The organism is Streptomyces sp. NPDC003042 (genome assembly GCF_053591315.1).
The window spans coordinates 15,234-36,533 of sequence record NZ_JBSFTP010000029.1; the positions used below are offsets into that span (position 1 = coordinate 15,234).

The following is a 21,300-nucleotide window of genomic DNA, read 5'->3' on the forward strand; positions in this document are numbered from 1 at the left end:
CCCGGACCCCGTCAGGCGCCCGAACCCGTGTCCCCGACCTCGATGTCGTTGTCGACGTCGTTCTCGTCTTCGTCTTCGTCCGGTTTGGACCGCTCGTACAGCTCGAACCAGATCGACTTGCCTTCGCCTCGCGGGTCGACGCCCCAGGTGTCGGCCAGCATCTCCATCAGCAGCACGCCGCGCCCGCTCGACGCCATCTCGCCGGGCTGGCGCTTGTGCGGCAGCTCGTCGCTGGCGTCCGCCACCTCCACGCGCAGCCGCCGGACGCCCAGCTCGCCCACGGCCTCGGCGACGAGCAGGGCGTCGCCGTCGGTGTGCGTCAGGACGTTGGTCACCATCTCGGAGACCATCAGCACCGCCGAGTCCACCTGCTCCGCGTCGGCCCAGTCGTGCAGCAGCTCGCGTATCTGGCCGCGCGCGCCCGCGATCCGCTCCGGCTCCGCCTGTGCCACGGTCAGCATCGTGCGCCGGGCGAGCCGGGCCGGGTGCGGCAGCGGGGTGCCGCAGCCGCAGTCATCGGCCTCGCGGCACAGCAGCACGACGGCTATGTCGTCCTCGCGGCGGTCGGCCAGCGGCCCGGTGGTGTGGTGCGAGGACGGCCCGTGGACGGCTTGGACCAGCAGGTCGGCCAGCCGCTCCAGGTCTCCGCTCCCGCGAGGTCCGCTCCCGCGAGGTCCGCTCTCGCGATGTACGGCCTCGCGATGTACGGCCTCGTGGCCGTCCGCGGCCACGGCCGCCTCGTGCGGCGCCGGCTCGGACTCCAGGATCGCCCGCAGCCGCGCCCAGCCCGTGTCCAGGTCGTGCCCGCCGGTCTCGATGAGCCCGTCGGTGCACAGCATCATCGTCTCGCCGGGTTCCAGGGTGAACCGGGTCGTCGGGTAGTCGGTGTCGGGGACGATCCCGAGCGGCAGCCCGCCCGCCGTCGGCCGCATCAGCACGGTGCCGTCCGTCATCCGGATCGCCGGATCGGGGTGGCCGGCGCGGGCCACCTCCAGCGTTCCGGTCTCCGGATCGCACTCCACGTAGAGGCAGGTCGCGAACCGGGGGCTCTGATAGTCGGACTCCGTGCCCGAGCCCGCGGCCAGGCGCGCGGCCGAGCCCCGCCCCGCGTCCGCGTCGGCCTCCTCCTGGGAGGAGCACAGCCCGGCCAGGAAGCGCGAGGCCCGCGACAGCACCGCGTCCGGCCGGTGGCCCTCGGACGCGTAGGCCCGTACGGCGATCCGCAGCTGGCCCATCAGCCCGGCGGCCCGTACGTCGTGCCCCTGGACGTCGCCGATGACCAGCGCGAAGCGGCCCGAGGGCAGCGGGATCATGTCGTACCAGTCGCCGCCGACCTGGAGCCCGCCCCCGGTCGGGACGTAGCGGGCCGCGATCGTCATGCCCGGGATCTCCGGCCCGAGCTGCGGCATCATCGACCGTTGCAGGCCGGTGGTGAGTTCCCGTTCGGATTCGGCCACCCCGGCCCGCTGGAGGGCCTGGGCGAGCATCCGGGCCACCGTCGTCAGGACGGACCGCTCATCGGGCGAGAAGGACACCGGGTGCTTGAAGGCGGCCATCCAGGCGCCCATGGTCCGCCCGGCCACGATCAGCGGCAGGAAGGCCCAGGAGGCCCGGCCGAAGCGCTGGGCGAGCGGCCAGGTGGCCGGAAAGCGCCGTTTGTAGTCCTCGGATGTGGGGAGGTAGATCGCCCGTCCGGTACGGACGACCTCGGCGGCCGGGTAGTCCGTGTCGAGCCGCATGTCCGAGAAGGGCCCCTCGTCGCCGGGACTGTGCCCGTGGTGCCCGATGACGGACAGCTGCTCCCCGGCCACCCCGAACACCGCCAGCCCGTCCGGGCTGAAGCCCGGCATGGACAGCGAGGCCGCCACCCTCAGCACCTCGGCGGTGGACCGCGCCTCGGCCAGCGCCCGTCCGGCGTCCAGCAGGAAGGCCTCACGGGAGCGCCGCCAGTCGCCGGTGATCGGGGTGTGCGCGGCGGTGGTGCCCGGCTGCGGCTCGGCGATCTCCTGGATGGTGCCGATCAGCTCGTAGTCGAGCCACCCGTCGGCCGTACGGTTCTCCACCGGCTTGGAGCGGCTGCGTACGGTGCGCAGCACGCGCCCGTCCTCGTCCATGATCCGGAGCCGGGCCTCGGCGAGGGTTCCTTCGGCGACGGCGAGGTTCACGATGCCGTTGATCTCGTTCCAGTCCACCGGGTGGAACCGCGACCGTACGGCGACCTCCGGCAGGACGGCGGGTTCGGCGGGCAGCCCGAGCAGCCGGGCGGCCTCGCTGTCGAGGGTGACCGTCCCGGAGGCGTTGTCCCATCGCCACAGACCCGTCGCGATGGCGGCCAGGACGTCCTCGGTGCGCACTCGGTCATCTTTACAGGTCATCCCACCGACGGCCTGTTCAGCGGCCCTCTCCGGGCGTGCCCGCGCGGCGCCCCGCCCGGACGGTAACCTTGGCAGGGTTGAGTCCACCCTGGTATCGCGAAGAACTGGATGACTGATGCATCGGTACAGGTCCCACACGTGCGGCGAGCTCCGTGCCTCCGACGTCGGCTCCGACGTCCGGCTGAGCGGCTGGCTGCACAACCGTCGAGACCTGGGCGGCATCCTCTTCATCGATCTGCGTGACCACTACGGCATCACGCAGCTCGTGGCCCGTCCCGGCACCGCCGCGAACGAGGCGCTGAGCCACGTCACCAAGGAGACCGTCCTCCGCGTCGACGGCAAGGTCGTCTCGCGCGGCGCGGAGAACGTCAACCCGGAGCTGCCCACCGGCGAGATCGAGATCGAGGTCTCCGAGGTCGAGGTGCTCGGCGCGGCCGGCCCGCTGCCCTTCACCATCAACACCGACGACGGGGTGAACGAGGAGCGCCGCCTGGAGTACCGCTTCCTCGACCTGCGCCGCGAGCGCATGCACCGCAACATCATGCTGCGCTCGGCCGTCATCGCTTCGATCCGCTCCAAGATGGTGGCGCTCGGCTTCAACGAGATGGCGACCCCGATCCTCACGGCGACCTCCCCCGAGGGCGCCCGTGACTTCGTCGTCCCCTCCCGTCTGAACCCGGGCAAGTTCTACGCCCTGCCGCAGGCGCCGCAGCAGTTCAAGCAGCTGCTGATGATCTCCGGCTTCGACCGGTACTTCCAGATCGCGCCCTGCTTCCGCGACGAGGACGCCCGCGCCGACCGCTCGCCGGGCGAGTTCTACCAGCTCGACGTGGAGATGTCCTTCGTCGAGCAGGAGGACGTCTTCCAGCCGATCGAGCGCCTGATGACCGAGATCTTCACCGAGTTCGGCAAGGGCCGCCCGGTCACCTCGCCCTTCCCGCGGATCCCGTTCCGCGAGTCGATGATGAAGTACGGAAACGACAAGCCCGACCTGCGCTCCAAGCTGGAGCTCGTCGACATCAGCGACGTGTTCGCGGGCTCCGAGTTCAAGGCGTTCGCCGGCAAGCACGTGCGCGCCCTGGCCGTCCCGGACACCGCCGGGCAGCCGCGCAAGTTCTTCGACGGCCTCGGCGAGTACGCGATCTCGCTGGGCGCCAAGGGCCTGGCCTGGGTCCGTGTGGGCGAGGACGGCGCCCTGACCGGCCCGATCGCCAAGTTCCTCACCGAGGAGAACGTCAAGGTCCTCACCGAGCGTCTGGGCCTGGCGGCCGGGCACGCGGTGTTCTTCGGCGCGGGCGAGTTCGACGAGGTCTCCAAGATCATGGGCCCGGTCCGGGTCGAGGCCGCCAAGCGCGCCGGCCAGTTCGAGGAGGACGTCTTCCGCTTCTGCTGGATCGTCGACTTCCCGATGTACGAGAAGGACGAGGAGACCGGCAGGATCGACTTCTCCCACAACCCGTTCTCCATGCCGCAGGGCGGCATGAAGGACCTGGAGGAGAAGGACCCGCTCGACATCCTGGCCTGGCAGTACGACATCGTCTGCAACGGCATCGAGCTGTCCTCGGGCGCCATCCGCAACCACGAGCCCGAGGTCATGCTGAAGGCCTTCGAGATCGCCGGTTACGAGGCCGAGACGGTCGAGCGAGAGTTCAAGGGCATGCTGAAGGCCTTCCGCCTCGGCGCCCCGCCGCACGGTGGCATCGCCCCGGGCGTGGACCGCATCGTGATGCTGCTGGCCGACGAGCCGAACATCCGCGAGACGATCGCCTTCCCGCTGAACGGCAACGCCCAGGACCTGATGATGGGCGCGCCGACGGTGCTGGAGGAGTCCCGTCTGCGCGAGCTGAACATCGCCCTGCGCAAGCCGGTCGAGACCAAGCCGGCGGACGCCAAGCCGATCGCCGAGGCGGTCCACCCGGACGCGGCGCGGTAACCGTACGCGTCGGATGACAACGGGAAGGGCCCGGGATCCAAGGATCCCGGGCCCTTCCCGTTGTCGGTCAGAACCGCTCCAGGACGCCCTTGAGGAGGGCGGCCGAGGTCAGCTCGGTGGGGGCGGGGCCGGCGTGGAAGAAGCCGGCGTTCTCGGCGTCCAGCTTGCGCAGGAAGTCGAATGCCTTCGCGTCGTGGTCACCGAAGGCGACGAACTGCCAGTGGATGTCGTGGACGGCCGCTTCGGCGATCGCCTGCCGGGCGGGCTGGCGGTTGTCGGGCGCGCCGTCCGTCTGGAAGACGACGAGGGCAGGCCCCGTGCCGCCGTCCTTCTGGTAGCGCTCGACGACCGCCTCGACGGCCACGTGGTAGCTGGTGCGGCCCATCCGGCCGAGCTCGGCGTGGCGGGCCTCGACCCAGGCCTCGTCGTGGCTGTCGAGGGTCAGCTCGGCGGTGCCGTCGACCTCGGTGGAGAAGAACACCGTGTGCACGGTGGCGTCCTCGTCGAGGTGCGCGGCCAGGGCGAGGGCGTGGTCGGCGAGGTACTGGGCGCTGCCGTCCTTGTAGAACCCGCGCATCGAGCCGGAGCGGTCCAGTACGAGGTACACCTTGGCCCGCGCCCCGGCCTTGCCCTTGCCGCGCAGCACCTGGCCGGCGGCCTTGTACGCCCCGGCCACCCCGGGAGCCCGCCGCCGCACGTCCGCCGCCGCGAAGGCGGGCCCCTGCGCCTCACCGCCGACCACGTCCACCACCTCCGACTCGGTGGCCGTGTCGGCCTCCGGCTCGGTGACGGCTTCGGCCGCGACGGGTTCGGTCTCGGCCTTCGGCTCGGTGACGGCCTCGGCCGCGACGGGTTCGGTCTCGGCCTTCGGCTCGGTGACGGCCTCGGCTGCGACGGGTTCGGTCTCGGCCTTCGGCTCGGTGACGGCCTCGGCCGCGATGGGTTCGGTCTCGGCCTTCGGCTCGGTGACGGCCTCGGCTGCGACCGGTTCGGTCTCGGCCTTCGGCTCGGCGACGGCCTCGGCCGCGATGGGTTCGGTCTCGGCCTTCGGCTCGGCGACGGCCTCGGCTGCGATGGGTTCGGTCTCGGCCTTCGGCTCGGCGACGGGCTCGGCGGTGACCTCGGCTGCGACCGATTCGGCCTCAGCCTTCGGCTCGGCGACGGGCTCGGCCGTGACCTCGGCCGCGACGGGTTCCGCCTCGGCCTTCGGCTCGGCGATGGGCTCGGCCGTGACCTCGGCTGCGACCGGTTCGGCCTCAGCCTTCGGCTCGGTGACGGCGTCGGCGGTGACCTCGGCTGCGACCGGTTCGGCCTCGGCCTCCGGCTCGGCGGCTGCCGCGACTTCGGCCTCCGCCTGGGCGTCTCCTTCCGGCGCCTGCGGCTCGGCATTCGCCGGCGCTTCCTCGACCGTGGTCGCTTCAGCTGCTGCCGGCGCCCCGGCGGGGGCCGCCGCGACGTCGGCCGTGGCCGGGGCGGCAGGCTCCGTGACCGCCGGAGGCGACGGGCGGCGGGCCTCCGGAACCGTCGGGTCCGGGGTCGTGGCCGGGGCAGTGAGCAGCGTGCCCGGCTCCCGGTCGCGCGCCGCGGACTGCGGCGGCACCGTCGGGTTGTCGAAGGACGCAGCCACCAGTTCGGCGGCCACGTCCAAGGGGGTGCGTTCTGCTTGGCTCGGAAGGGTCGCAGAAGCGCCTTCCGACGTCTCCGGAACCGCCTCCGCAGGCCGTCCGAACACCTTGCGCAACAAGCTCCGAATACCCATGGGCCAGGCCTTTCGCATGAGTGCGTGCGTCAATTTGTCCGTGCTGCGCGGATGATCCCTGCCCAGAGTGGACACGTAAGGTTATCGGCCCCGTGGCTGGAACTTCGGCAGGGGCACCTTTCGTGGCGCCCGACTGTCCACACAAGCCAAGGGTCGAGCGAACTGCCGCACCGCCGTGCCGGGTTCATCCGGTGTTCATCCCCGCGCCGCCGCATCGGCCCAACCGGCGCTTAGCGTCACGGCTGGATTCGTTCCGACACGTTGTCGGCGCCGTGCACTTACCGGAGGACACCTCGTGCGCAAGCTTCTGCCGCTCCTCGGCAACCCGCATGGAAGCGGCCGTTCCGCTCTCACCTGCCGCTACCGCTGCGGCGACGCATGCTTCCACGAGGTGCCCAACACCAGCGACAACGAGTACGCCGGCGACGTCATAGCCCGCGCCTACTCCCGCCGCTCGATGCTGCGCTCCGCCGCGGTCGTCACGGTCGCGACGGCCGCCGGTACGGCCGTCACCCTCGGCGCCGGCGGTGGGCAGACCGCCGACGCCACCCCCACGGCCGAAGCGCAGCGCCCCGGCGAGGCCGCCCGCGGTCTGCGCTTCCAGGCGGTCGCGCCGAACACCCACGACAAGGTCACGGTCCCCGAGGGCTACGAGCAGAACGTGGTCATCCGCTGGGGCGAGCCGATCATCAAGGGCGCCCCGGCGTTCCACGCGGACCGGCAGACCGCCGCCGCCCAGGCCGGCCAGTTCGGCTACAACAACGACTTCCTGAGCCTTCTCCCGCTCGGCGGCCACTACGAGCGCCAGCAGCTGCTCGTGGCGAACCACGAGTACACGGACGAGAACCTCATGTTCAAGGGCTACGACCCGGCCAACCCGACCCGCGAGCAGGTCGAGATCGCCTGGGCCGCCCACGGCCTGTCCGTGGTCGTCGTCCAGGAGGACCACCGCAGCGGCAGGCTGACCGCGGTCACCCGCCACCAGCTCAACCGCCGCCTGACCGCCACCAGCGAGTTCCGGCTGACCGGTCCCGCCGCGGGCGGCGCCCTGCTGAAGACCTCCGCCGACGCGACCGGCACCAAGGTCCTCGGCACCCTCAACAACTGTGCCGGCGGCACCACCCCCTGGGGCACGATCCTGTCGGGCGAGGAGAACTTCAACCAGTACTTCGCCAACGGCGCCGGCGTCACCGACCCGGTCCAGGCCGCGCGCCTCAAGCGCTACGGCATCACCGGCGCGGCCTCGGAGCGCAAGTGGGAGCGGTTCGACAAGCGCTTCGACGTCACCCAGGAGCCCAACGAGTCCCACCGTTTCGGTTACGTCGTCGAGCTCGACCCGTACGACCCGAACTCCACCCCGCGCAAGCACACCGCGCTCGGCCGCTTCAAGCACGAGGCCGCGCAGCCCCGCCTGACCGAGGACGGCCGCCCCGTCATCTACATGGGCGACGACGAGCGCTTCGACTACTTCTACAAGTTCGTCTCGTCGAAGCAGATGAAGAAGGGCAATTCGCGTACGGCGAAGGAGCACAACCTCACGCTGCTCGACGAGGGCACCCTCTACGTCGCCAAGCTCACCGGTGACGCCCCGGCGGGCCAGATCGACGGCTCGGGCAAGCTCCCCGCCGACGGCGAGTTCGACGGCTCCGGCATCTGGATCAAGCTGGCCACCGGCAACGTCTCGCACGTCGAGGGCATGACCGCCGAGGAGGTGTACGTCTTCACGCGCCAGGCCGCCGACAAGGTGGGCGCCACCAAGATGGACCGCCCCGAGGACGTGGAGCCGTCCCCGCGCACCGGCCGCGTCTACGTCGCGCTGACCAACAACAAGGACCGCGGCGCGGCGGGCAAGGCCCCGGCGGACGAGGCCAACCCGCGCAACAGCAACAAGCACGGCCAGATCCTGGAGCTCGCCGAGAACTTCGACGACCCGACGAGCGACGGTTTCGCCTGGCGGCTCTTCCTGGTCGCGGGTGACCCGAACGACCCGTCCACGTACTTCGCGGGCTTCCCGAAGGACAAGGTCAGCCCGATCTCCTGCCCGGACAACGTGGCCTTCGACCCGCACGGCAACCTGTGGATCTCCACGGACGGCAACCAGCTCGGCACGCACGACGGCCTGTTCGGTGTCGCGACCGCCGGTGACCGGCGCGGCGAGCTGAAGCAGTTCCTGACCGTCCCGGCCGGCGCCGAGACCTGTGGGCCGATCATCCAGGACAAGCGCGTCCTGGTCGCCGTCCAGCACCCGGGCGAGATCGACGGCGCGTCCGTCGAGACGCCGAAGTCGGTGTGGCCCGACGGTCCCGGCAAGCTCGTCCGCCCGGCGGTCGTGTCGGTCTGGCGCAAGGACGGCCGCAACATCGGTGTCTGACACCCGCAGTTGAGGGGGGTGCGTGTTTCACGTGAAACACGCACCCCTCACCTCAACTCCCCTCCCCCAGCCGCCCCACCGGTAGCCGGAGCGTGGTCACGGCGCCCCCGTCCGGGGCGTTGGCGAAGCTCAGGTCGATCCCCAGCACCGCCGCCTGGCCCGCCGCGATCGTCAGGCCCAGCCCGTGGCCCCGGCCGCGTCCGGGGTCTCCGGTGCGGAAGCGCTGCGGGCCCTGTTCGATCAGCTCGGCCGGGTAGCCGGGCCCGTGGTCGCGGATCACCACCACCGGGCCCCGCACCGTCACCTCGATCGGCGGTTGCCCGTGCTTGTGGGCGTTGACCAGCAGGTTGGCCAGAATCCGGTCCAGGCGCCGCCGGTCGGTGAGCACCACCGTGTCCCGCACGACCTGGACCGAGGCGGCCAGCCGGGTCGCGGCGACGGCCCGTTGTACCGCCCGGCCCAGCTCCACCCGGGCCAGGTCGGCCCGTTCCACGCCGGAGTCCAGCCGGGAGATCTCCAGCAGATCCTCGGTGAGCAGGTGCATGGCCTTGAGCCGGTCGTTGATCATTTCCTTCGGCCGACCTTCCGGCAGCAGCTCCGCGGCGGCCAGCGAACCCGTCAGCGGGGTCCGCAGCTCGTGCGCGACATCCGCGGTGAACCGCTTCTCCGCCTCCAGCCGTTCCTGGAGCGAACCGGCCATCGAATCCAGTGCGTGCGCCACGTCCCGCACCTCGTCCCGGGATCCGAGAGCCCGCGGCTCGTCCCCGTCGGCGGGAAAGTCCACCCGGGCGTCGAGATCCCCGGCGCTGATCCGGCGGGCCACGGCGGCCGTCGTCGCGAGCCGGTGGCTGATCCGGTTGGCGAGGAACAGACCGGCCAGGGCCACCACCCCGGCCGCGAGCGCCGAGGAGGCGAGGATCGCGGCGTCGATGTCCCGCAGCCGTGCACGGGTGCTGTCGTAGGGCACCCAGACGGCCAGGGCGGTCCGGTCCACGGGTCCGGCAGCCCACATGACCGGCTTTCCCCCGTACTCGCCGACCATGCTGCCGGTCTCCCCGCGCCCCACCAGCTCACGCAGCGGGCGCGGCAGGGCGGGCGGGTCCAGGGCGACGTTCACATCGCCGTGCGTGGTGCCGTACTGGTAGTGGGCGAGGGCGTGCTCCAGGTCCCGGGCCACGTCCTTGCGGACCTCTCCGACGATCTGCCGGGAGACGACGTTGTGCACCAGGATCCCCAGCGCGGCGGCGACCATGCAGCACACCGCCGTCGTGGTCAGGGCGATCTTCCACCGCAGACTGCTCAGGGCCCGCATCGCCCACCCCCGCTCGGGCAGTCGTCGAGGGTGAGCTGGGACAGGTTCATGATCCCGGCCTTCGGGTCCCACACGTAGTCGGAGATGGAGATGTACGCCGGGTTGGAGGTCGGCTCGCGGACCGCCAGGTGCTCGGCGGCCACCTCGACACCCTCCAGCACCCCGCGCCGGGACAGGATCCGGGCGATGCGGCCGTCGTCCTGGACGGTGTAGACGCGCAGCTCACTGAGCCGGCCGTCGATGTCCAGGGCGGTGATCAGCTCCGCCTCGCCATTGCCCGTCAGGTCGTGCAGGACGCCGGGCCGCACGGGACAGTCGGGGCCGCCGTCCACAGCCTGTGTGCAGAGGGCGAGCCGTCGGGCGGCCCGGGGGTCGACGAGCCGTCCGGTGCCGCCGTCCTGGGCGAGGTCCGCCGTGATGTCGGCGCGTACGACGGCCAACGCGTCCACCCCGCGCATGGAAGGCCCGGCCGCCTTGGGCAGGCCGGGCACGACGGCCGCCGTCCCCGGCCGCTGGCCCGGGCCGGGCGGGTCGGGGCGGATGTCCTTCCACAGGCTCTGCGGCGCCCGGACCGTGCCCAGGTCGCCCTCGCTCTGCAGCCCTTCCACATCCGCACACCCGCCCGCGCCCGCCACCAGCACGGCCAGCACCAGGAGCCGAAACGGGGGCCTCATACCCCGATGCTCCCCCGCCCGTCCCCATGGCGCCCTGACCGACCGGCCATACGGGGGACACCAGGCCGGGGACGGGGACGGGGTGGGGTGTTGGCCGGGACGTAAAACGTGATGTGTGGCGCGACCGAGGTCTCACCCCTGTGACCCGGATCAGGCGCCATAAATCATGCAGTCCCGGACGACACCCCACCCCGGCACCGGCACCGGCCCCAACCACACCCCGCCCGGCCAGGGCAAAGGCCCGGCCAGGGCAAGGTCCCCCTACGGCCCCGACCAGGCAATGGCACGGGCCGCCGCGATCTCCTGGCGGACCGGGGCCAGTACGGAGTCCTCCGCGCCCCCCGGCAGCGGCCCGCGGGCCTCCGCCGGGCTCTGGTCACTGCGTACCCGCTCGGCCAGCGCGCGCAGCGAATCGGTGATCGCCGCCACCTCCTCACCGCCGGGGGCCCGCGCGCCGTGGTTGACCCGGACCCGCGCCGCGGTGGTGGCGTCCACGATGCGCTCCACGGCGACCACCAGCGGCCACCACGCGGCGGCCCGCGCCCCGGTGGGCGGGGGCTCGGTCAGGGCCCGCTGGAACTCGCTCCGTACGTCCGACAGGTCCCGGTAGATCCGGCGCCGGGCCTGGAGCCGGGACTGCCGGACGGCCCGCAGCGCGGCCTCGTCCGCGACGGGGGAGAAGGCCCGTTCCACGTAGCGGGCGGCGTCGTCCACGGCGTCGGCGAGCCGGTCCCCGATCCGGGTGTGCCAGCTCTCGGGCCACAACAGGTAGCCGGCGATCAGGGTGATGGCGCAGCCGATCAGGCTGTCCAGCAGCCGCGGCCGGATGAGGTCGAAGCCCTGGTGGTTGAGCAGGTCCGACAGCAGCAGGATCACCGGGGTGATCGCGGCGGTCTGGAAGGCGTACCCCTTCGTGGAGAAGGCCGGGATCAGCGCGGCGAGCCCCACCATCACCGGCACGTCCCACCAGCCGCGCGGCACCTCCGCGAGGACGGCGGCCGCCAGGACGAGCCCGGCCGCCGTTCCCAGGGCGCGCAGGACGGCCCGGGAGAACACGGAGCCGAAGTCCGGTTTGAGGACGAAGGTCACGGTCAGGGCGACCCAGTAGGAACGTTCCACCTCGATGAGCGACACGAGCGACTGCGCGAGGCCGATGCACAGGGCGAGGCGGAGCCCGTACCGCCAGGAGGCCTCGGACAGCATCATGTCGCGCACGGCCCGCCGGGCCCGGACGCCCAGGGCGGCGGGCCGGCCGAGGCGGTCGTCGACGTTGTAGGGGTCCGGTTCGGCGAGGTGGACGATGTTCGCGGCATGACGCAGTGCGGTGTCGACGGCCCGCTCCGACTGGCTGTGCGGTGTGGGCAGGGTGAGGACGGGGGTCCCGGTGCGGCCCTCTTCCACGGCGGTGGCCAGTTCCCGTACGGCCGCCGGGATCCCGGGCGGCAGCGGACGGCCGCGCAGGTGTGCGGCGGGAGCGGCCTCGACGAGCGGGATCAGCACGTTCAGCTGGGCGAGCAGCCGCACCAGCGCGGGGCTGCGCCCGTGCACCCGGGCCCGGCGGCCCAGGACGAGGTCGTAGGCGTGGTTCAAGGCGAGGGTGACCTCCCGGCGGTGTTCCTCGTAGTCGGGGCCGCCCGCGGTCTCCAGGGTGTCCGCCAGGGCCCGGTAGGCGCCCGCGACGGCCTCCCGCTCGGGCTGCCGTCCGCGCAACGGCCAGCCCAGCAGGGTCAGCGCGAGCACGAACAGGCCGCCGGTGGTCAGCAGCAGCGGCGCCGTCCACCACGGCTCGGGCATCGGCAGGCCCGCGCCGACGACGGCGTTGAGCAGGAGCAGCAGCCCTGACACGGAGGCGACCGAGCCGATGGAGGAGATCATTCCGGAGACGAGGGCGATCAGGGTGAGGACGCCGACGGCGATCCAGCCGTGCCCGAAGACGAGGGTGCCCAGGGCGACCCCGATCGCGCCGAAGAGCTGCGGGACGGCGATGTTCAGGATCCGCATCCGGTACGCGTCGGCGGTGTCGCCGATCACCCCGGCCAGGGCGCCCATGGAGACGAGCGCGCCGTACTCGGGCTCGTCCAGGGCGAAACCGACGGCCAGCGGCGCGGCCAGCGCGATGCCGGCACGGACGACGGCGGCCCAGGGGATGGGGGCGCTGCTCGGCCGCAGGCCCGCGAGCAGCCAGGCGGGGGGAACCAGAGGATTCGGCCGGGGCCGCTCGGGCGGTATGTGATCGGTGCGTCGTTCGGTGGTCATTCCGCTTCCGTGTCGCCGCTCGCGAATCGGTTCTTCTGGGGAGTTCTGCGGAGGTTGGGTACCTTCCGAGCTTATGGGGTGCGTCGCACCCGGCCCATCAGCCATGCGGCCAGCGCGGCGGCGAGTCCCACGGCGAGGACCACCCAGGCGGTGGTCCGCAGGAACGCCGTGAGCGCGTCGTACACGGCCGCGGCGGCCCGGCGGTCGATGTCGGGCGGCAGGTCGTCCAGGGTCAGCCTGCGGCACAGGCGCACCGCGAGCCAGAGCAGCCCGGCCCCGACGGCGAGCCCGATGCCCGTGGCGAGGACGGCGCGCCGCCGCCGGACGGCGACGCCGATGGCCGCCGCGGCGAGCACCAAGGTGAGCACGGGAAGCCAGACGCCGGCGATCTGGAGCATGCGGAAGCCTTCCCGGAGGGCGCCGAGGTTGTCGTACTCCATGACTTTCACCGAGACGTGGGTCTCCGGGATGCGGTCCGCGAACGGCACCCCGTCGGCGACCAGTTCCCCCTTGACCTGGGCGATGACGGGCGCGAGGTCGATCGTGACGGCGTCCCCGTGGCCGGTGGTGAGTGCCTTGAGGAAGGCTGCGTGCGCGGCGCGGTTCGCGGCGTCCCAGGCCGTTCGGTAGGCGGAGGTTTCCGCGAAGGACCTCAGGGCCTCACCGATCAGCGCGTCCACGCCACCCTGGAAGGGGCCCGCGTCGATCTGTCCGGCCAGGGCGCGGGTGGCCTGGGTGACGACCACGCCCTGCACGGCCGGGTCGGCGGCGAGCGGGGACATGGCGGCGGTGTAGCGGTCGGCGTCGCCCAACTCGTGGTCGGCCCAGTACGCGACGGCGCTCGCGGGCACGAGGAGCGCCACGAGCACGATGAGGACCGCCGACAGGAAGGTGCGCACGTCACCAGGGAACGGCGGGGCGGTGCGCGGCGCCACCCTTGTTGCTGCGAGGGGGTGGCGTGGATGCCCGGCCGGGTGCCGCCCGACCGGGTGATCCACTTGCCGCCCGGGGGTGGCGGGTGTGCTCTGGAGGATGGAAGAGAGGAGCCCCGCCATGGCACACGCGGCACCCACCGCCCCCCGGGGGCACCGCCCGACGAGATCGGCTGACGCGCACCACATCAGCCGGAGCGCCCTGGTCGGCCCGCTGCTGCTCGGCCTCGTCTACGGGGTCTGGGCGGCCTTCATCGCGCGCCAGATGGGCCCGGTCGACGCGGGCAACGTTCTCTACGGGATCCTGTGCGGCGTCCTCTTCGCCGCCTGCGTGTTCGCCCTCGCCCGGATCGGCCCCAGGCTGAAACGGGAGATGCACGCGACCGCTTACGGAGCCTTCGCCGGCATCGCCGCGGGCTATCTGCACAGTCTCACCAATTCCTCCGTGCTCCGCGCCACCACGATCGGCCTCTTCGTCGGCGCGGGCGTCGGGCTCATCGCGTTCTACCGCTACTACACGCGCGAGGACTGAGCGGTCGGCGCGGCGCCGGTTCCCGTCCGGGAACCGGCGCCCGTCCGCTTCAGCGCTATGCGGTCGAGTCAGCCGTGTTCTGGTGCTGTTCAGCCTCGGCTTGTGCTTCAGTTTCGGCCGTGGCGGCCTCGGGCGCCGGCTGCTCCGCCCGCCGGGTCGGCGGTGCGAAGCGGGCGGCCTCGGCGCGGATCATGGCGTTCAGCGCTGTGTACGGGTCGATGGGCATGGCGGAACCTCACGGTGGTGCGAAGGGGTGTGGGGGGATGCGCGCTGCTGCTCGGTCCGCTCAGCAGCGCAGGACCACACTCCGTACCGCTCGACAGGACAGGGCCGGTACGGCCGCCTCGCAGAAGGTCGCGCGGGACGCCGGACCCGCATGTTTCACGTGAAACATCCTCGGCGGCAGCCGCGGCACGGTCGGCGTCGCGCGGGTGAGCGTCCGCAGGGCGGCCCGTGCCTCGGGATCCGAGGCCGGATCCGACTGCCCTTCGGTGGGCTCGGCCGGAGCGGACGAGGCGGAAGACGCGGCGCGGGACTCCATGGCGGTCGTGGCCGCCGGACCCGCACCGAACAGGCACAGCAGGACGACGCAGGCCACCGTCAGGACCCTCGCCGACACCGTCCGTGCGAACCGCGCACCACTCATGCCCGCTCTGTGCCCCGACACGCCGGGACATTCCCGGCCGAGCGCCGAGAAGCCCCCGACCGGCGGACGAAGACACCCCCCGCGAGTGAGGCCCGGCAGCGGTCAGACCACTACGACCGCCACAGCCGCCGCCCCCATGAGGGCGGCGGCGATATGCATCGCGGAGTGGCCGTAGTCACCGAACCACAGCTGGCGGGCCAGGCCGCCGAGCGCGGCCAGGGCGGTGATGACACCGATCTGGGCGAGCAGGGTGGCGGCGGTGAAGGGCGCCACGAGCAGAAGTAGCGAGTTCAGCCAGAACGGTGCGGCGCCGGTCCAGCCCCGCCATTGCCAGATCGCGGTCTGCATGTCCCGGCTCCCACCTTCAACGTGTCGGCTGCTCAGCCTCCTTGGGTGTGACGGCGGGGACAAGGGCGCGTTCGGCTAGAAACGCGAAAACGAGGCCGAAAGTCGCCCACAGCGCGGCCTGGATGGCCAGGGACGCGATGCGGAACTGCCAGATCAGCGCCGCCGGGAAGCCGCTCGGCACCTCGTCGACCGCCGGCAGGAACGCGTACGAGATTCCGACCGCCGCGACGAAGGCGAGCGAGGCGACGACCGAGGCGTTCCAGTTGCCGAGGCCCGGCGCGAGCCGCCGGCCCAGGACCAGCGCGCCCGCCGCCAGCAGCGCGCTGAGCGCGATCATCAACAGGTAGAGAGCGGTTCGCCGGGCGGCCGTGTCGGGGTCTCCGACGGCGGGCGGGTTGGCGGGGTACTTGAAGAACGGCACCAGGGTCATGGTGACGAACAGGGCTCCGGTGACCAGGGCCGCCGTGGCCCGGGGGCCGAAGCGTCCGATGCGGCCCAGGGCGAAGCAGTGGACGAGCGCGGCGATTCCGCCGAGCGCGACTCCGTAGAGCAGGACGCCGGTTCCGAGGCCGGCCGTGGCCTGGAGGGCCCGGCTGACCGGGGGTTCATCGCCGTGGTCGTGGCCGCCCACGGCGGCGCCCGCCTCCTCGATGGCGATGGCCGCTTCCACCTGGGATTCACCCAGGAGGTAGGCGACGAGGAAGGCGACCGCACCGGCGGCCAGACCGGCCAGCATGCCCCGCACGAGCAGCGCACCCGGCGAGACCGACTGCGGCGACACCGACTGCGGAGAGGTGGACGGAGGAGAGGCGGACGGAGGAGAAGTGGACGGAGGAGAGGTGGAATTCACGTGGATCCCTTGCGTGGTTGAGATCAGCAGGGATCAGTGGCAGGGGAATCCGAGGAGGTGGCGCCCGTCGTGCAGCCACTCGTGGACGGTCTCGCCCTCGAAGACGGCGGTGGCGCCCTGTTCGACGCCGACGAAGTACAGCAGGGTCAGGATGACCACGCCCGCGAAGGCGGCCCATGGAGCCAGCGCGGAGAGGGAGATCGGGGTGACGGCGGCGGGAGCCGTCGTGGGCACGGCGGAGTGGGCCATGGCAGAACCTCCAGAGGGAACACGCGTCCCGGTCAGTGGTGCTCTCGAAGAAGGTGGCGGGTCTGACTTCCCTCCCCAGTGCCGCGGGAGGATTCACAGTGGCGCGACCGTGCCGGATTCTCACCGGTACTTCCGTCATACCTTCGTCATGTCGTCCGAGACCGTACCGCGCGAGCCGCTTGAACACCACGGCGTGCGACCACCGTCTCGCGCCCCGGGCAGGCGTTCTACGCTCGCCCCATGGCTTCCGTACGGCTCCACCTCGCCACGCCCGCGCTCGGACTCGCCGCCCGCCAGGGACGGTTCGGGTACGCGGAGCCCTGCCCCGGCCACCCGGGCCTGGCCGGGCCGGCGATGGGGGAGTGGGCCGGCCGGACCCTGGACGAGGTCGCCGCCGAGGATCCCGGGGCGGTCCGCCGGTGGCTCACGGATCCCGGTTACGCGCCGCCGGGCGGCGGGGAGTCGGTGGCCGCGCTGATCGCCCGTACGGGGGCGCACCTCGCCGGCCTCGCTCCCGGCCCGCACCACGCGCTGGTCGCGCAGGCCGTCGTACGGGCGGCGGTCGTGGCCGCCCTGGAACTGCCGGCCGGGGCCTTCTGGCGGCTCGACGTACGACCGGAGACCGTCACGACCCTCAGCGGGCGCGCGGGCCGCTGGAACCTCCTCGTCGGCCAGGCCCCCGAGCACACGGCCGCACACACGGCCGAGCAACGCGGCGGCCCGGACCCCGCGACGCGGTCCGGGCCGAACTGAGCGCTACCGAGGAGTCGTTACGCGACGATCCAGTCCGACGTCGCGATCACCGGCCGCACGCCCTCACGGTGGATGGTGCCCTCGATCAGGCCGTACATCCGGTCCGCGGCGAAGTAGACCTCGTTGTCGTTCTTGAGTCCGAAGGGCTCCAAGTCGACGAGGAAGTGGTGCTTGTTGGGCAGGTTGAGCCGCACCTCGTTGACCTTGGGGCAGTGGTCGAGCACCCGCTCGGCCATCTGGTTCAAGGTCTGCTGGAGGGAGTAGGAGTACGTCTCCGCGAAGGCTTCCAGCATGTGCTTGCGGACCTGCCTGTACGCCCGGTCCCAGTCGTACGCGGGGTCGTCGGCGGCCAGCGCCGAGTGCGCCCAGCGGGAGGTGACCTTGGTCGCCAGGATGCGGTCGTACGCCTCCTGGAGGGTCGTGTACTTGTCCTTGATGTAGCCGTGGAACTCGGAGTTCGTCGAGTTCATGACCGTCAGGTCCTTCAGGCCCGAGATGACCTGGAGCCCGGTGGTCTCGCTGTACGTGATCTGCGCGGTGCGCACCTCCTGGCCCTTGCGGACGAAGGAGTGCTGCTCCTTGCGCGTCGGGACCGGGATGCGGTCCCAGACGTACTCCTCGATACGGATCTGCGCCTCGCGGATCGGCGCTTGCGAGGAGACGAAGTGCTTGGCGAGCAGGATGCCGAAGGCCTCGGGGGAGGCGATGCCGTGCTCCTTGCCGAAGGCGTACACCGTGTTCTTGGTGGTGTCGGTCGGCAGGCAGTTGGCGTTGTCGCCGGTCAGGTGGACGTCGCGGAAATCGCCGCGGAGCGCGACCGAGACGTTGAGGTCGCGGATCTCGTGCCAGGAACCGTCGTTGCCCTTGCGGGTCACCTTGACGATGCGGTTCTCGGCCTTGCCGTACTGGTTCTGGGCCAGGACGTGCTTGCTCATGGTGTCTTCCTTCGGGTACTCGGGAACACGGAGTCCGGTTGTCTGGATCCCGTACGCCCGGCGTCCAGCGCCCGCCCCGTTGAAGGACGTCCCGCTCCCCGCCGTTCGGCCCCGCGGGGCCGCCCCGGGACTGACGTGCATCCCGGTCCGTAGGTGCTTGGTGCTCGGCCTGCCTGTCGGCCGAACCGCCTGCACGGATTGCACCATGTGCACGGCCGCCGAACCATCGCACGGATCATCCGAACACCAGCACCCACGGATTGGGCGACCGCACAGCCGTGCAGGTCAGGCCATGTGCGCGTCCGCGACCGACAGGGCCTCGTCGAGGATCGTCAGCCCCGTGGCCACGTCCTGCGCGGAGACGTTGCAGGGCGGGGCGACGTGGATGCGGTTCCCGGCGGTCAGCGGCCACAGGCCGCCCTTCTTGCACGCCGCGGCGAAAGCGGCCATCGGCGCGTTGTCGCTCCCGGCGGCGTTGTACGGCACCAGCGGCTCGCGCGTCCGCGCGTCCCGTACGAGTTCCAGCGCCCAGAAGGTGCCCAGGCCCCGGACCTCCCCGACCGAGGGGTGCCGCTCGGCGATCGCGCGCAGGCCGGGGCCCAGCAGCTCGGCGCCGGTGCGGGCGGACTGCTCGACGATGCCCTCCTCCTCCATCGTGTTGATCGTCGCGACGGCGGCGGCGCAGGCCAGCACGTGCCCGGAGTACGTCAGCCCGCCCGGGTAGGGCCGGCGGGCGAAGGTCTCGGCGATCGCGGCGGAGATGGCGACGCCGCCGAGCGGCACGTAGCCGCTGGTGACGCCCTTGGCGAAGCAGAGCAGGTCGGGGGTGACGTCCCAGTGCTCGGCGGCGAACCACGTGCCCGTCCGCCCGAAGCCGACCATGACCTCGTCCAGGATGAAGACGATGCCGTACCGGTCGCAGAGCTCGCGCACGCCCGCCAGGTAGCCGGACGGCGGCACCAGTACGCCGGGGGCGCCGCCGACGGTCTCCAGGATGACCGCGGCGATGGACTGGGGCCCCTCGAAGACGATGGTGTCCTCCAGGTGGCGCAGGGCGCGCTCGCACTCCTCGGCCTCCGTCGCCGCGTGGAAGGGCGAGCGGTAGAGGAACGGCCCCCAGAAGTGCACGACACCGGCGGTCGCGCTGTCGTTGCCGAAGCGGCGTGCGTCACCGGTCAGGTTGATCGCGGCGGAGGTGGCGCCGTGGTACGAGCGGTAGGCGGAGAGCACCTTGTGGCGGCCGGTGTGCACCCGGGCCATGCGTACGGCGTTCTCGACCGCCTCGGCCCCCGCGTTCGTGAAGAAGATCTTGTCGAGGTCGCCGGGGGTGCGCTCGGCGATCAGCCGGGCCGCCTCCGAGCGGACGTCCACGGCGAAACCGGGCGCGACGGTGCAGAGCTTGGCCGCCTGCTCCGCGATGGCGGCGGCCACCTTGGGGTGCTGGTAGCCGATGTTGGTGTAGACGAGCGCACTGGAGAAGTCGAGATAGCGATTGCCCTGGTAGTCCCAGAAGTGGGAACCCTCGGCTCCCGCCACGGCGAGCGGGTCGATGAGTTCCTGCGCCGACCAGGAATGGAAGACGTGCTTCCGGTCGGCGTCTTTCACGGCGGCGAGGGCGTCGGCTTCTGCGTTCATGTCCTGAGCGTAGTTGTCCATGATGTGGACCCGGGTCTGCCTCCTCCGCCGCGCTGGGGCCGGGCGGGGGACTTGGCGGACCGAAGGCCCGGCGTTCGACGGGGCCGACGGGCCCGGCTCGGCGTGGCCCGGCGGCCGCTCCGCGGGGGAGAATGGCCCGGCCCGCCCCTCCTGACCTGCGTGTCGCCCCTCCGCGACCGACTCGGACGCCGGTGGTGCGGGAAAATGGGGGTTGTCCGTTCCTGGCCGGGGGTAGGTGCGGCGCCGGGGGGAACGGGTGCGGAGACGGGAGAGCCTGTGGCCGAGCAGACACGGAGGCTGGTCCTGGGCGGCGCCACGGCCGGGGTCGTCACCCGGTGCCGGGACTTCACCCGGAGGGCACTCGTGGACTGGCGGTGGCCGCCCGGCGCGGATGCGGTGGACGACACGCTCCTGCTCGTCTCCGAGGTCGTCACCAACGCCTGCCTGCACGCCGGCGGCCCGCGCGAACTGGTCCTGCGGCACAGCCCGGGACTGCTGCGCGTCGAGGTCAGCGACGACAGCCCCGAGATCCCGCACCGCCGGCTGCCGGGCGACCGGGCGCGGCCCGGAGGCTACGGACTGGTCCTGCTGGAGCGGCTCGCGAAGAGCTGGGGATGGGAACCCTCCGGAACCGAGGGCCACGGCAAGACGGTGTGGCTTGAGATCCCCGGCCCCGGCCCCAGCCCGAAGCCGAGCCCCGAATCAGCCGCGAGCCCGAGCCTGACCCCGAACCCGAGCCTGACCCCGACCCCGACCCCGGCGCCGACCCCGACCCCGGCGCCGACCCCGACCCCGGCGCCGACCCCGACCCCGGCGCCGGGCACCTGAGCCCGGGGCTCCGGCAGGCCTAGGCGTCGGTCAGGAGGCCGCCGCGCAGCCGGCTCAGCGTCCGGTTCAGCAGCCGGGACACGTGCATCTGGGACAGGCCGAGCCGGTCGCCGATCTCGGACTGCGTCAGCTCCTGCCCGAACCGCAGCGCCAGCAGCGCCCGCTCCCGGGGTGGCAGCTCGGCCAGCATCGGCTTGAGGGACTCCAGGCACTCGATCCGGTCGTACGCCGGCTCCTCCTCGCCGAGCGAGGGCCGCTCGACGTACGGGTCACGCTCGGCGTCCTCCTGCGCCGGAGCGTCGAGCGAGCGCGCGGAGTAGGCGCGCGCCGCCTTGCGGCCCTCGCTGAACTCCTCGGGCGTGACGTCCAGCTGCTCGGCCACCTCGGCGTCGGTGGGCTCGCGGCCGAGGTCCTGTTCGAGCGCGTCGTGCGCCTTGGCCGTGTCGATCCGCAGCTCCTGGAGCCGGCGGGGGACCTTGACGGCCCAGCTGGTGTCGCGGAAGAACCGCTTGATCTCTCCTGTGATCGTCGGCATCGCGAACGAGGTGAATTCCACCCCGCGCGCCGGGTCGAACCGGTTGATGGCCTTGATCAGTCCGATCGTGCCCACCTGGACGATGTCCTCCATCGGCTCGCTCCGGCCGCGGAAGCGGCGGGCGGCGTACTTCACGAGGCTCAGGTTGAGCTCCACGAGGGTGTTGCGGACGTATGAGTACTCTTTCGTACCCTCCTCCAGTTCGGCGAGCCTGCGGAAAAGGGCCACCGACAGGGCCCTGGCCTCGTGGGTCGTGACATCTGTGAGGTCTGTACGATCCATCGCTCTGCGCTCCTCGGACGGAGGGTCCCGGGGTGGGGGCCGTCGTCATGCGCGGTCGCTGTCCAGATGGATAT

Annotated in this window: 19 protein-coding genes; 5 read left to right on the forward strand and 14 right to left on the reverse strand. The window is 72.1% G+C overall.

The annotated features are described in order from the left end of the window. Positions 1-11 precede the first annotated feature (11 nt). Positions 12-2,354: an ATP-binding SpoIIE family protein phosphatase gene (locus ACWDYJ_RS16765; RefSeq protein ID WP_451566293.1), complete on the reverse strand. Its 2,343-nt coding sequence runs from the start codon at positions 2,352-2,354 to the stop codon at positions 12-14. A 136-nt stretch (positions 2,355-2,490) separates the two neighbouring features. On the opposite strand from ACWDYJ_RS16765, the gene aspS reads away from it, so the two are divergent. Continuing rightward, positions 2,491-4,308, forward strand: a complete 1,818-nt coding sequence (aspS, locus tag ACWDYJ_RS16770; RefSeq protein WP_451566294.1) for an aspartate--tRNA ligase — start codon at positions 2,491-2,493, stop codon at positions 4,306-4,308. 67 nt (positions 4,309-4,375) lie between these two features. Here the strand turns inward: aspS and ACWDYJ_RS16775 are convergent, their stop codons facing one another. Beyond that, positions 4,376-5,950: a VWA domain-containing protein gene (locus tag ACWDYJ_RS16775; RefSeq protein ID WP_451566295.1), complete on the reverse strand. Its 1,575-nt coding sequence runs from the start codon at positions 5,948-5,950 to the stop codon at positions 4,376-4,378. Between the two features lie 412 nt (positions 5,951-6,362). Here ACWDYJ_RS16775 and ACWDYJ_RS16780 point away from each other — a divergent pair, with 412 nt between their 5' ends. Then, entirely contained in the window at positions 6,363-8,438 is a 2,076-nt protein-coding gene (locus tag ACWDYJ_RS16780) for a PhoX family protein (protein ID WP_451566296.1), read from the forward strand. A gap of 52 nt (positions 8,439-8,490) precedes the next feature. Here the strand turns inward: ACWDYJ_RS16780 and ACWDYJ_RS16785 are convergent, their stop codons facing one another. The 4 genes from ACWDYJ_RS16785 to ACWDYJ_RS16800 form a co-directional block, all read right to left on the reverse strand. Further along, positions 8,491-9,750: a sensor histidine kinase gene (locus ACWDYJ_RS16785; protein WP_451566297.1), complete on the reverse strand. Its 1,260-nt coding sequence runs from the start codon at positions 9,748-9,750 to the stop codon at positions 8,491-8,493. After that, entirely contained in the window at positions 9,738-10,424 is a 687-nt protein-coding gene (locus tag ACWDYJ_RS16790; RefSeq protein ID WP_451566298.1) for a hypothetical protein, read from the reverse strand. Before ACWDYJ_RS16790 ends, ACWDYJ_RS16785 begins: the two co-directional genes overlap by 13 nt. Positions 10,425-10,685: 261 nt before the next feature. Beyond that, a complete protein-coding gene (locus tag ACWDYJ_RS16795; RefSeq protein WP_451566299.1) occupies positions 10,686-12,680 on the reverse strand; it encodes an FUSC family protein in 1,995 nt (664 codons plus the stop codon). Between the two features lie 71 nt (positions 12,681-12,751). Next, entirely contained in the window at positions 12,752-13,579 is an 828-nt protein-coding gene (locus ACWDYJ_RS16800; protein WP_451566300.1) for a hypothetical protein, read from the reverse strand. 154 nt (positions 13,580-13,733) lie between these two features. Here ACWDYJ_RS16800 and ACWDYJ_RS16805 point away from each other — a divergent pair, with 154 nt between their 5' ends. Beyond that, positions 13,734-14,144 (forward strand): hypothetical protein, encoded by a 411-nt coding sequence (locus tag ACWDYJ_RS16805; protein WP_451566301.1) that lies wholly within the window; start codon positions 13,734-13,736, stop codon positions 14,142-14,144. Between the two features lie 55 nt (positions 14,145-14,199). Here ACWDYJ_RS16805 and ACWDYJ_RS16810 read toward each other — a convergent pair whose 3' ends face one another. The 5 genes from ACWDYJ_RS16810 to ACWDYJ_RS16830 all read right to left on the reverse strand — a co-directional run bounded on the left by ACWDYJ_RS16810 (position 14,200) and on the right by ACWDYJ_RS16830 (position 16,237). Next, positions 14,200-14,370: a hypothetical protein gene (locus ACWDYJ_RS16810; protein ID WP_451566302.1), complete on the reverse strand. Its 171-nt coding sequence runs from the start codon at positions 14,368-14,370 to the stop codon at positions 14,200-14,202. Between the two features lie 60 nt (positions 14,371-14,430). Continuing rightward, on the reverse strand, positions 14,431-14,790 hold the full coding sequence (locus ACWDYJ_RS16815) for a hypothetical protein (protein WP_451566303.1): 360 nt from the start codon (positions 14,788-14,790) through the stop codon (positions 14,431-14,433). Between the two features lie 102 nt (positions 14,791-14,892). Next, entirely contained in the window at positions 14,893-15,138 is a 246-nt protein-coding gene (locus tag ACWDYJ_RS16820; RefSeq protein ID WP_451566304.1) for a hypothetical protein, read from the reverse strand. A gap of 16 nt (positions 15,139-15,154) precedes the next feature. After that, on the reverse strand, positions 15,155-15,919 hold the full coding sequence (locus tag ACWDYJ_RS16825) for a CbtA family protein (protein WP_451566305.1): 765 nt from the start codon (positions 15,917-15,919) through the stop codon (positions 15,155-15,157). 102 nt (positions 15,920-16,021) lie between these two features. After that, positions 16,022-16,237 (reverse strand): CbtB domain-containing protein, encoded by a 216-nt coding sequence (locus ACWDYJ_RS16830; protein WP_451566306.1) that lies wholly within the window; start codon positions 16,235-16,237, stop codon positions 16,022-16,024. A 240-nt stretch (positions 16,238-16,477) separates the two neighbouring features. On the opposite strand from ACWDYJ_RS16830, the gene ACWDYJ_RS16835 reads away from it, so the two are divergent. Then, a complete protein-coding gene (locus ACWDYJ_RS16835; RefSeq protein WP_451566307.1) occupies positions 16,478-16,990 on the forward strand; it encodes a histidine phosphatase family protein in 513 nt (170 codons plus the stop codon). A gap of 17 nt (positions 16,991-17,007) precedes the next feature. Here ACWDYJ_RS16835 and pucL read toward each other — a convergent pair whose 3' ends face one another. Both pucL and ACWDYJ_RS16845 read right to left on the reverse strand, forming a co-directional pair. Next, positions 17,008-17,925, reverse strand: a complete 918-nt coding sequence (gene pucL, locus ACWDYJ_RS16840) for a factor-independent urate hydroxylase (protein ID WP_451566308.1) — start codon at positions 17,923-17,925, stop codon at positions 17,008-17,010. A gap of 285 nt (positions 17,926-18,210) precedes the next feature. Next, complete coding sequence (locus ACWDYJ_RS16845; RefSeq protein WP_451566309.1) at positions 18,211-19,560, reverse strand: aminotransferase class III-fold pyridoxal phosphate-dependent enzyme; 1,350 nt, start codon at positions 19,558-19,560, stop codon at positions 18,211-18,213. Positions 19,561-19,857: 297 nt separating this feature from the next. On the opposite strand from ACWDYJ_RS16845, the gene ACWDYJ_RS16850 reads away from it, so the two are divergent. After that, complete coding sequence (locus ACWDYJ_RS16850) at positions 19,858-20,409, forward strand: ATP-binding protein (RefSeq protein WP_451566310.1); 552 nt, start codon at positions 19,858-19,860, stop codon at positions 20,407-20,409. Positions 20,410-20,428: 19 nt separating this feature from the next. Here ACWDYJ_RS16850 and ACWDYJ_RS16855 read toward each other — a convergent pair whose 3' ends face one another. Continuing rightward, positions 20,429-21,226 (reverse strand): SigB/SigF/SigG family RNA polymerase sigma factor, encoded by a 798-nt coding sequence (locus ACWDYJ_RS16855; protein ID WP_451566311.1) that lies wholly within the window; start codon positions 21,224-21,226, stop codon positions 20,429-20,431. Positions 21,227-21,300 lie beyond the last annotated feature (74 nt).

Excerpts from the sequence above, each read along its gene's own strand:
- ACWDYJ_RS16785 (WP_451566297.1), bottom strand. The coding sequence starts at position 9,750 with ATGCGGGCCCTGAGCAGTCTGCGGTGGAAGATCGCCCTGACCACGACG.
- ACWDYJ_RS16815 (WP_451566303.1), bottom strand. The coding sequence starts at position 14,790 with ATGAGTGGTGCGCGGTTCGCACGGACGGTGTCGGCGAGGGTCCTGACG.
- ACWDYJ_RS16820 (WP_451566304.1), bottom strand. The coding sequence starts at position 15,138 with ATGCAGACCGCGATCTGGCAATGGCGGGGCTGGACCGGCGCCGCACCG.
- ACWDYJ_RS16795 (WP_451566299.1), bottom strand. The coding sequence starts at position 12,680 with ATGACCACCGAACGACGCACCGATCACATACCGCCCGAGCGGCCCCGG.
- ACWDYJ_RS16830 (WP_451566306.1), bottom strand. The coding sequence starts at position 16,237 with ATGGCCCACTCCGCCGTGCCCACGACGGCTCCCGCCGCCGTCACCCCG.
- ACWDYJ_RS16810 (WP_451566302.1), bottom strand. The coding sequence starts at position 14,370 with ATGCCCATCGACCCGTACACAGCGCTGAACGCCATGATCCGCGCCGAG.
- ACWDYJ_RS16805 (WP_451566301.1), top strand. The coding sequence starts at position 13,734 with ATGGCACACGCGGCACCCACCGCCCCCCGGGGGCACCGCCCGACGAGA.
- ACWDYJ_RS16855 (WP_451566311.1), bottom strand. The coding sequence starts at position 21,226 with ATGGATCGTACAGACCTCACAGATGTCACGACCCACGAGGCCAGGGCC.
- ACWDYJ_RS16790 (WP_451566298.1), bottom strand. The coding sequence starts at position 10,424 with ATGAGGCCCCCGTTTCGGCTCCTGGTGCTGGCCGTGCTGGTGGCGGGC.
- aspS (WP_451566294.1), top strand. The coding sequence starts at position 2,491 with ATGCATCGGTACAGGTCCCACACGTGCGGCGAGCTCCGTGCCTCCGAC.
- ACWDYJ_RS16835 (WP_451566307.1), top strand. The coding sequence starts at position 16,478 with ATGGCTTCCGTACGGCTCCACCTCGCCACGCCCGCGCTCGGACTCGCC.
- pucL (WP_451566308.1), bottom strand. The coding sequence starts at position 17,925 with ATGAGCAAGCACGTCCTGGCCCAGAACCAGTACGGCAAGGCCGAGAAC.
- ACWDYJ_RS16845 (WP_451566309.1), bottom strand. The coding sequence starts at position 19,560 with ATGAACGCAGAAGCCGACGCCCTCGCCGCCGTGAAAGACGCCGACCGG.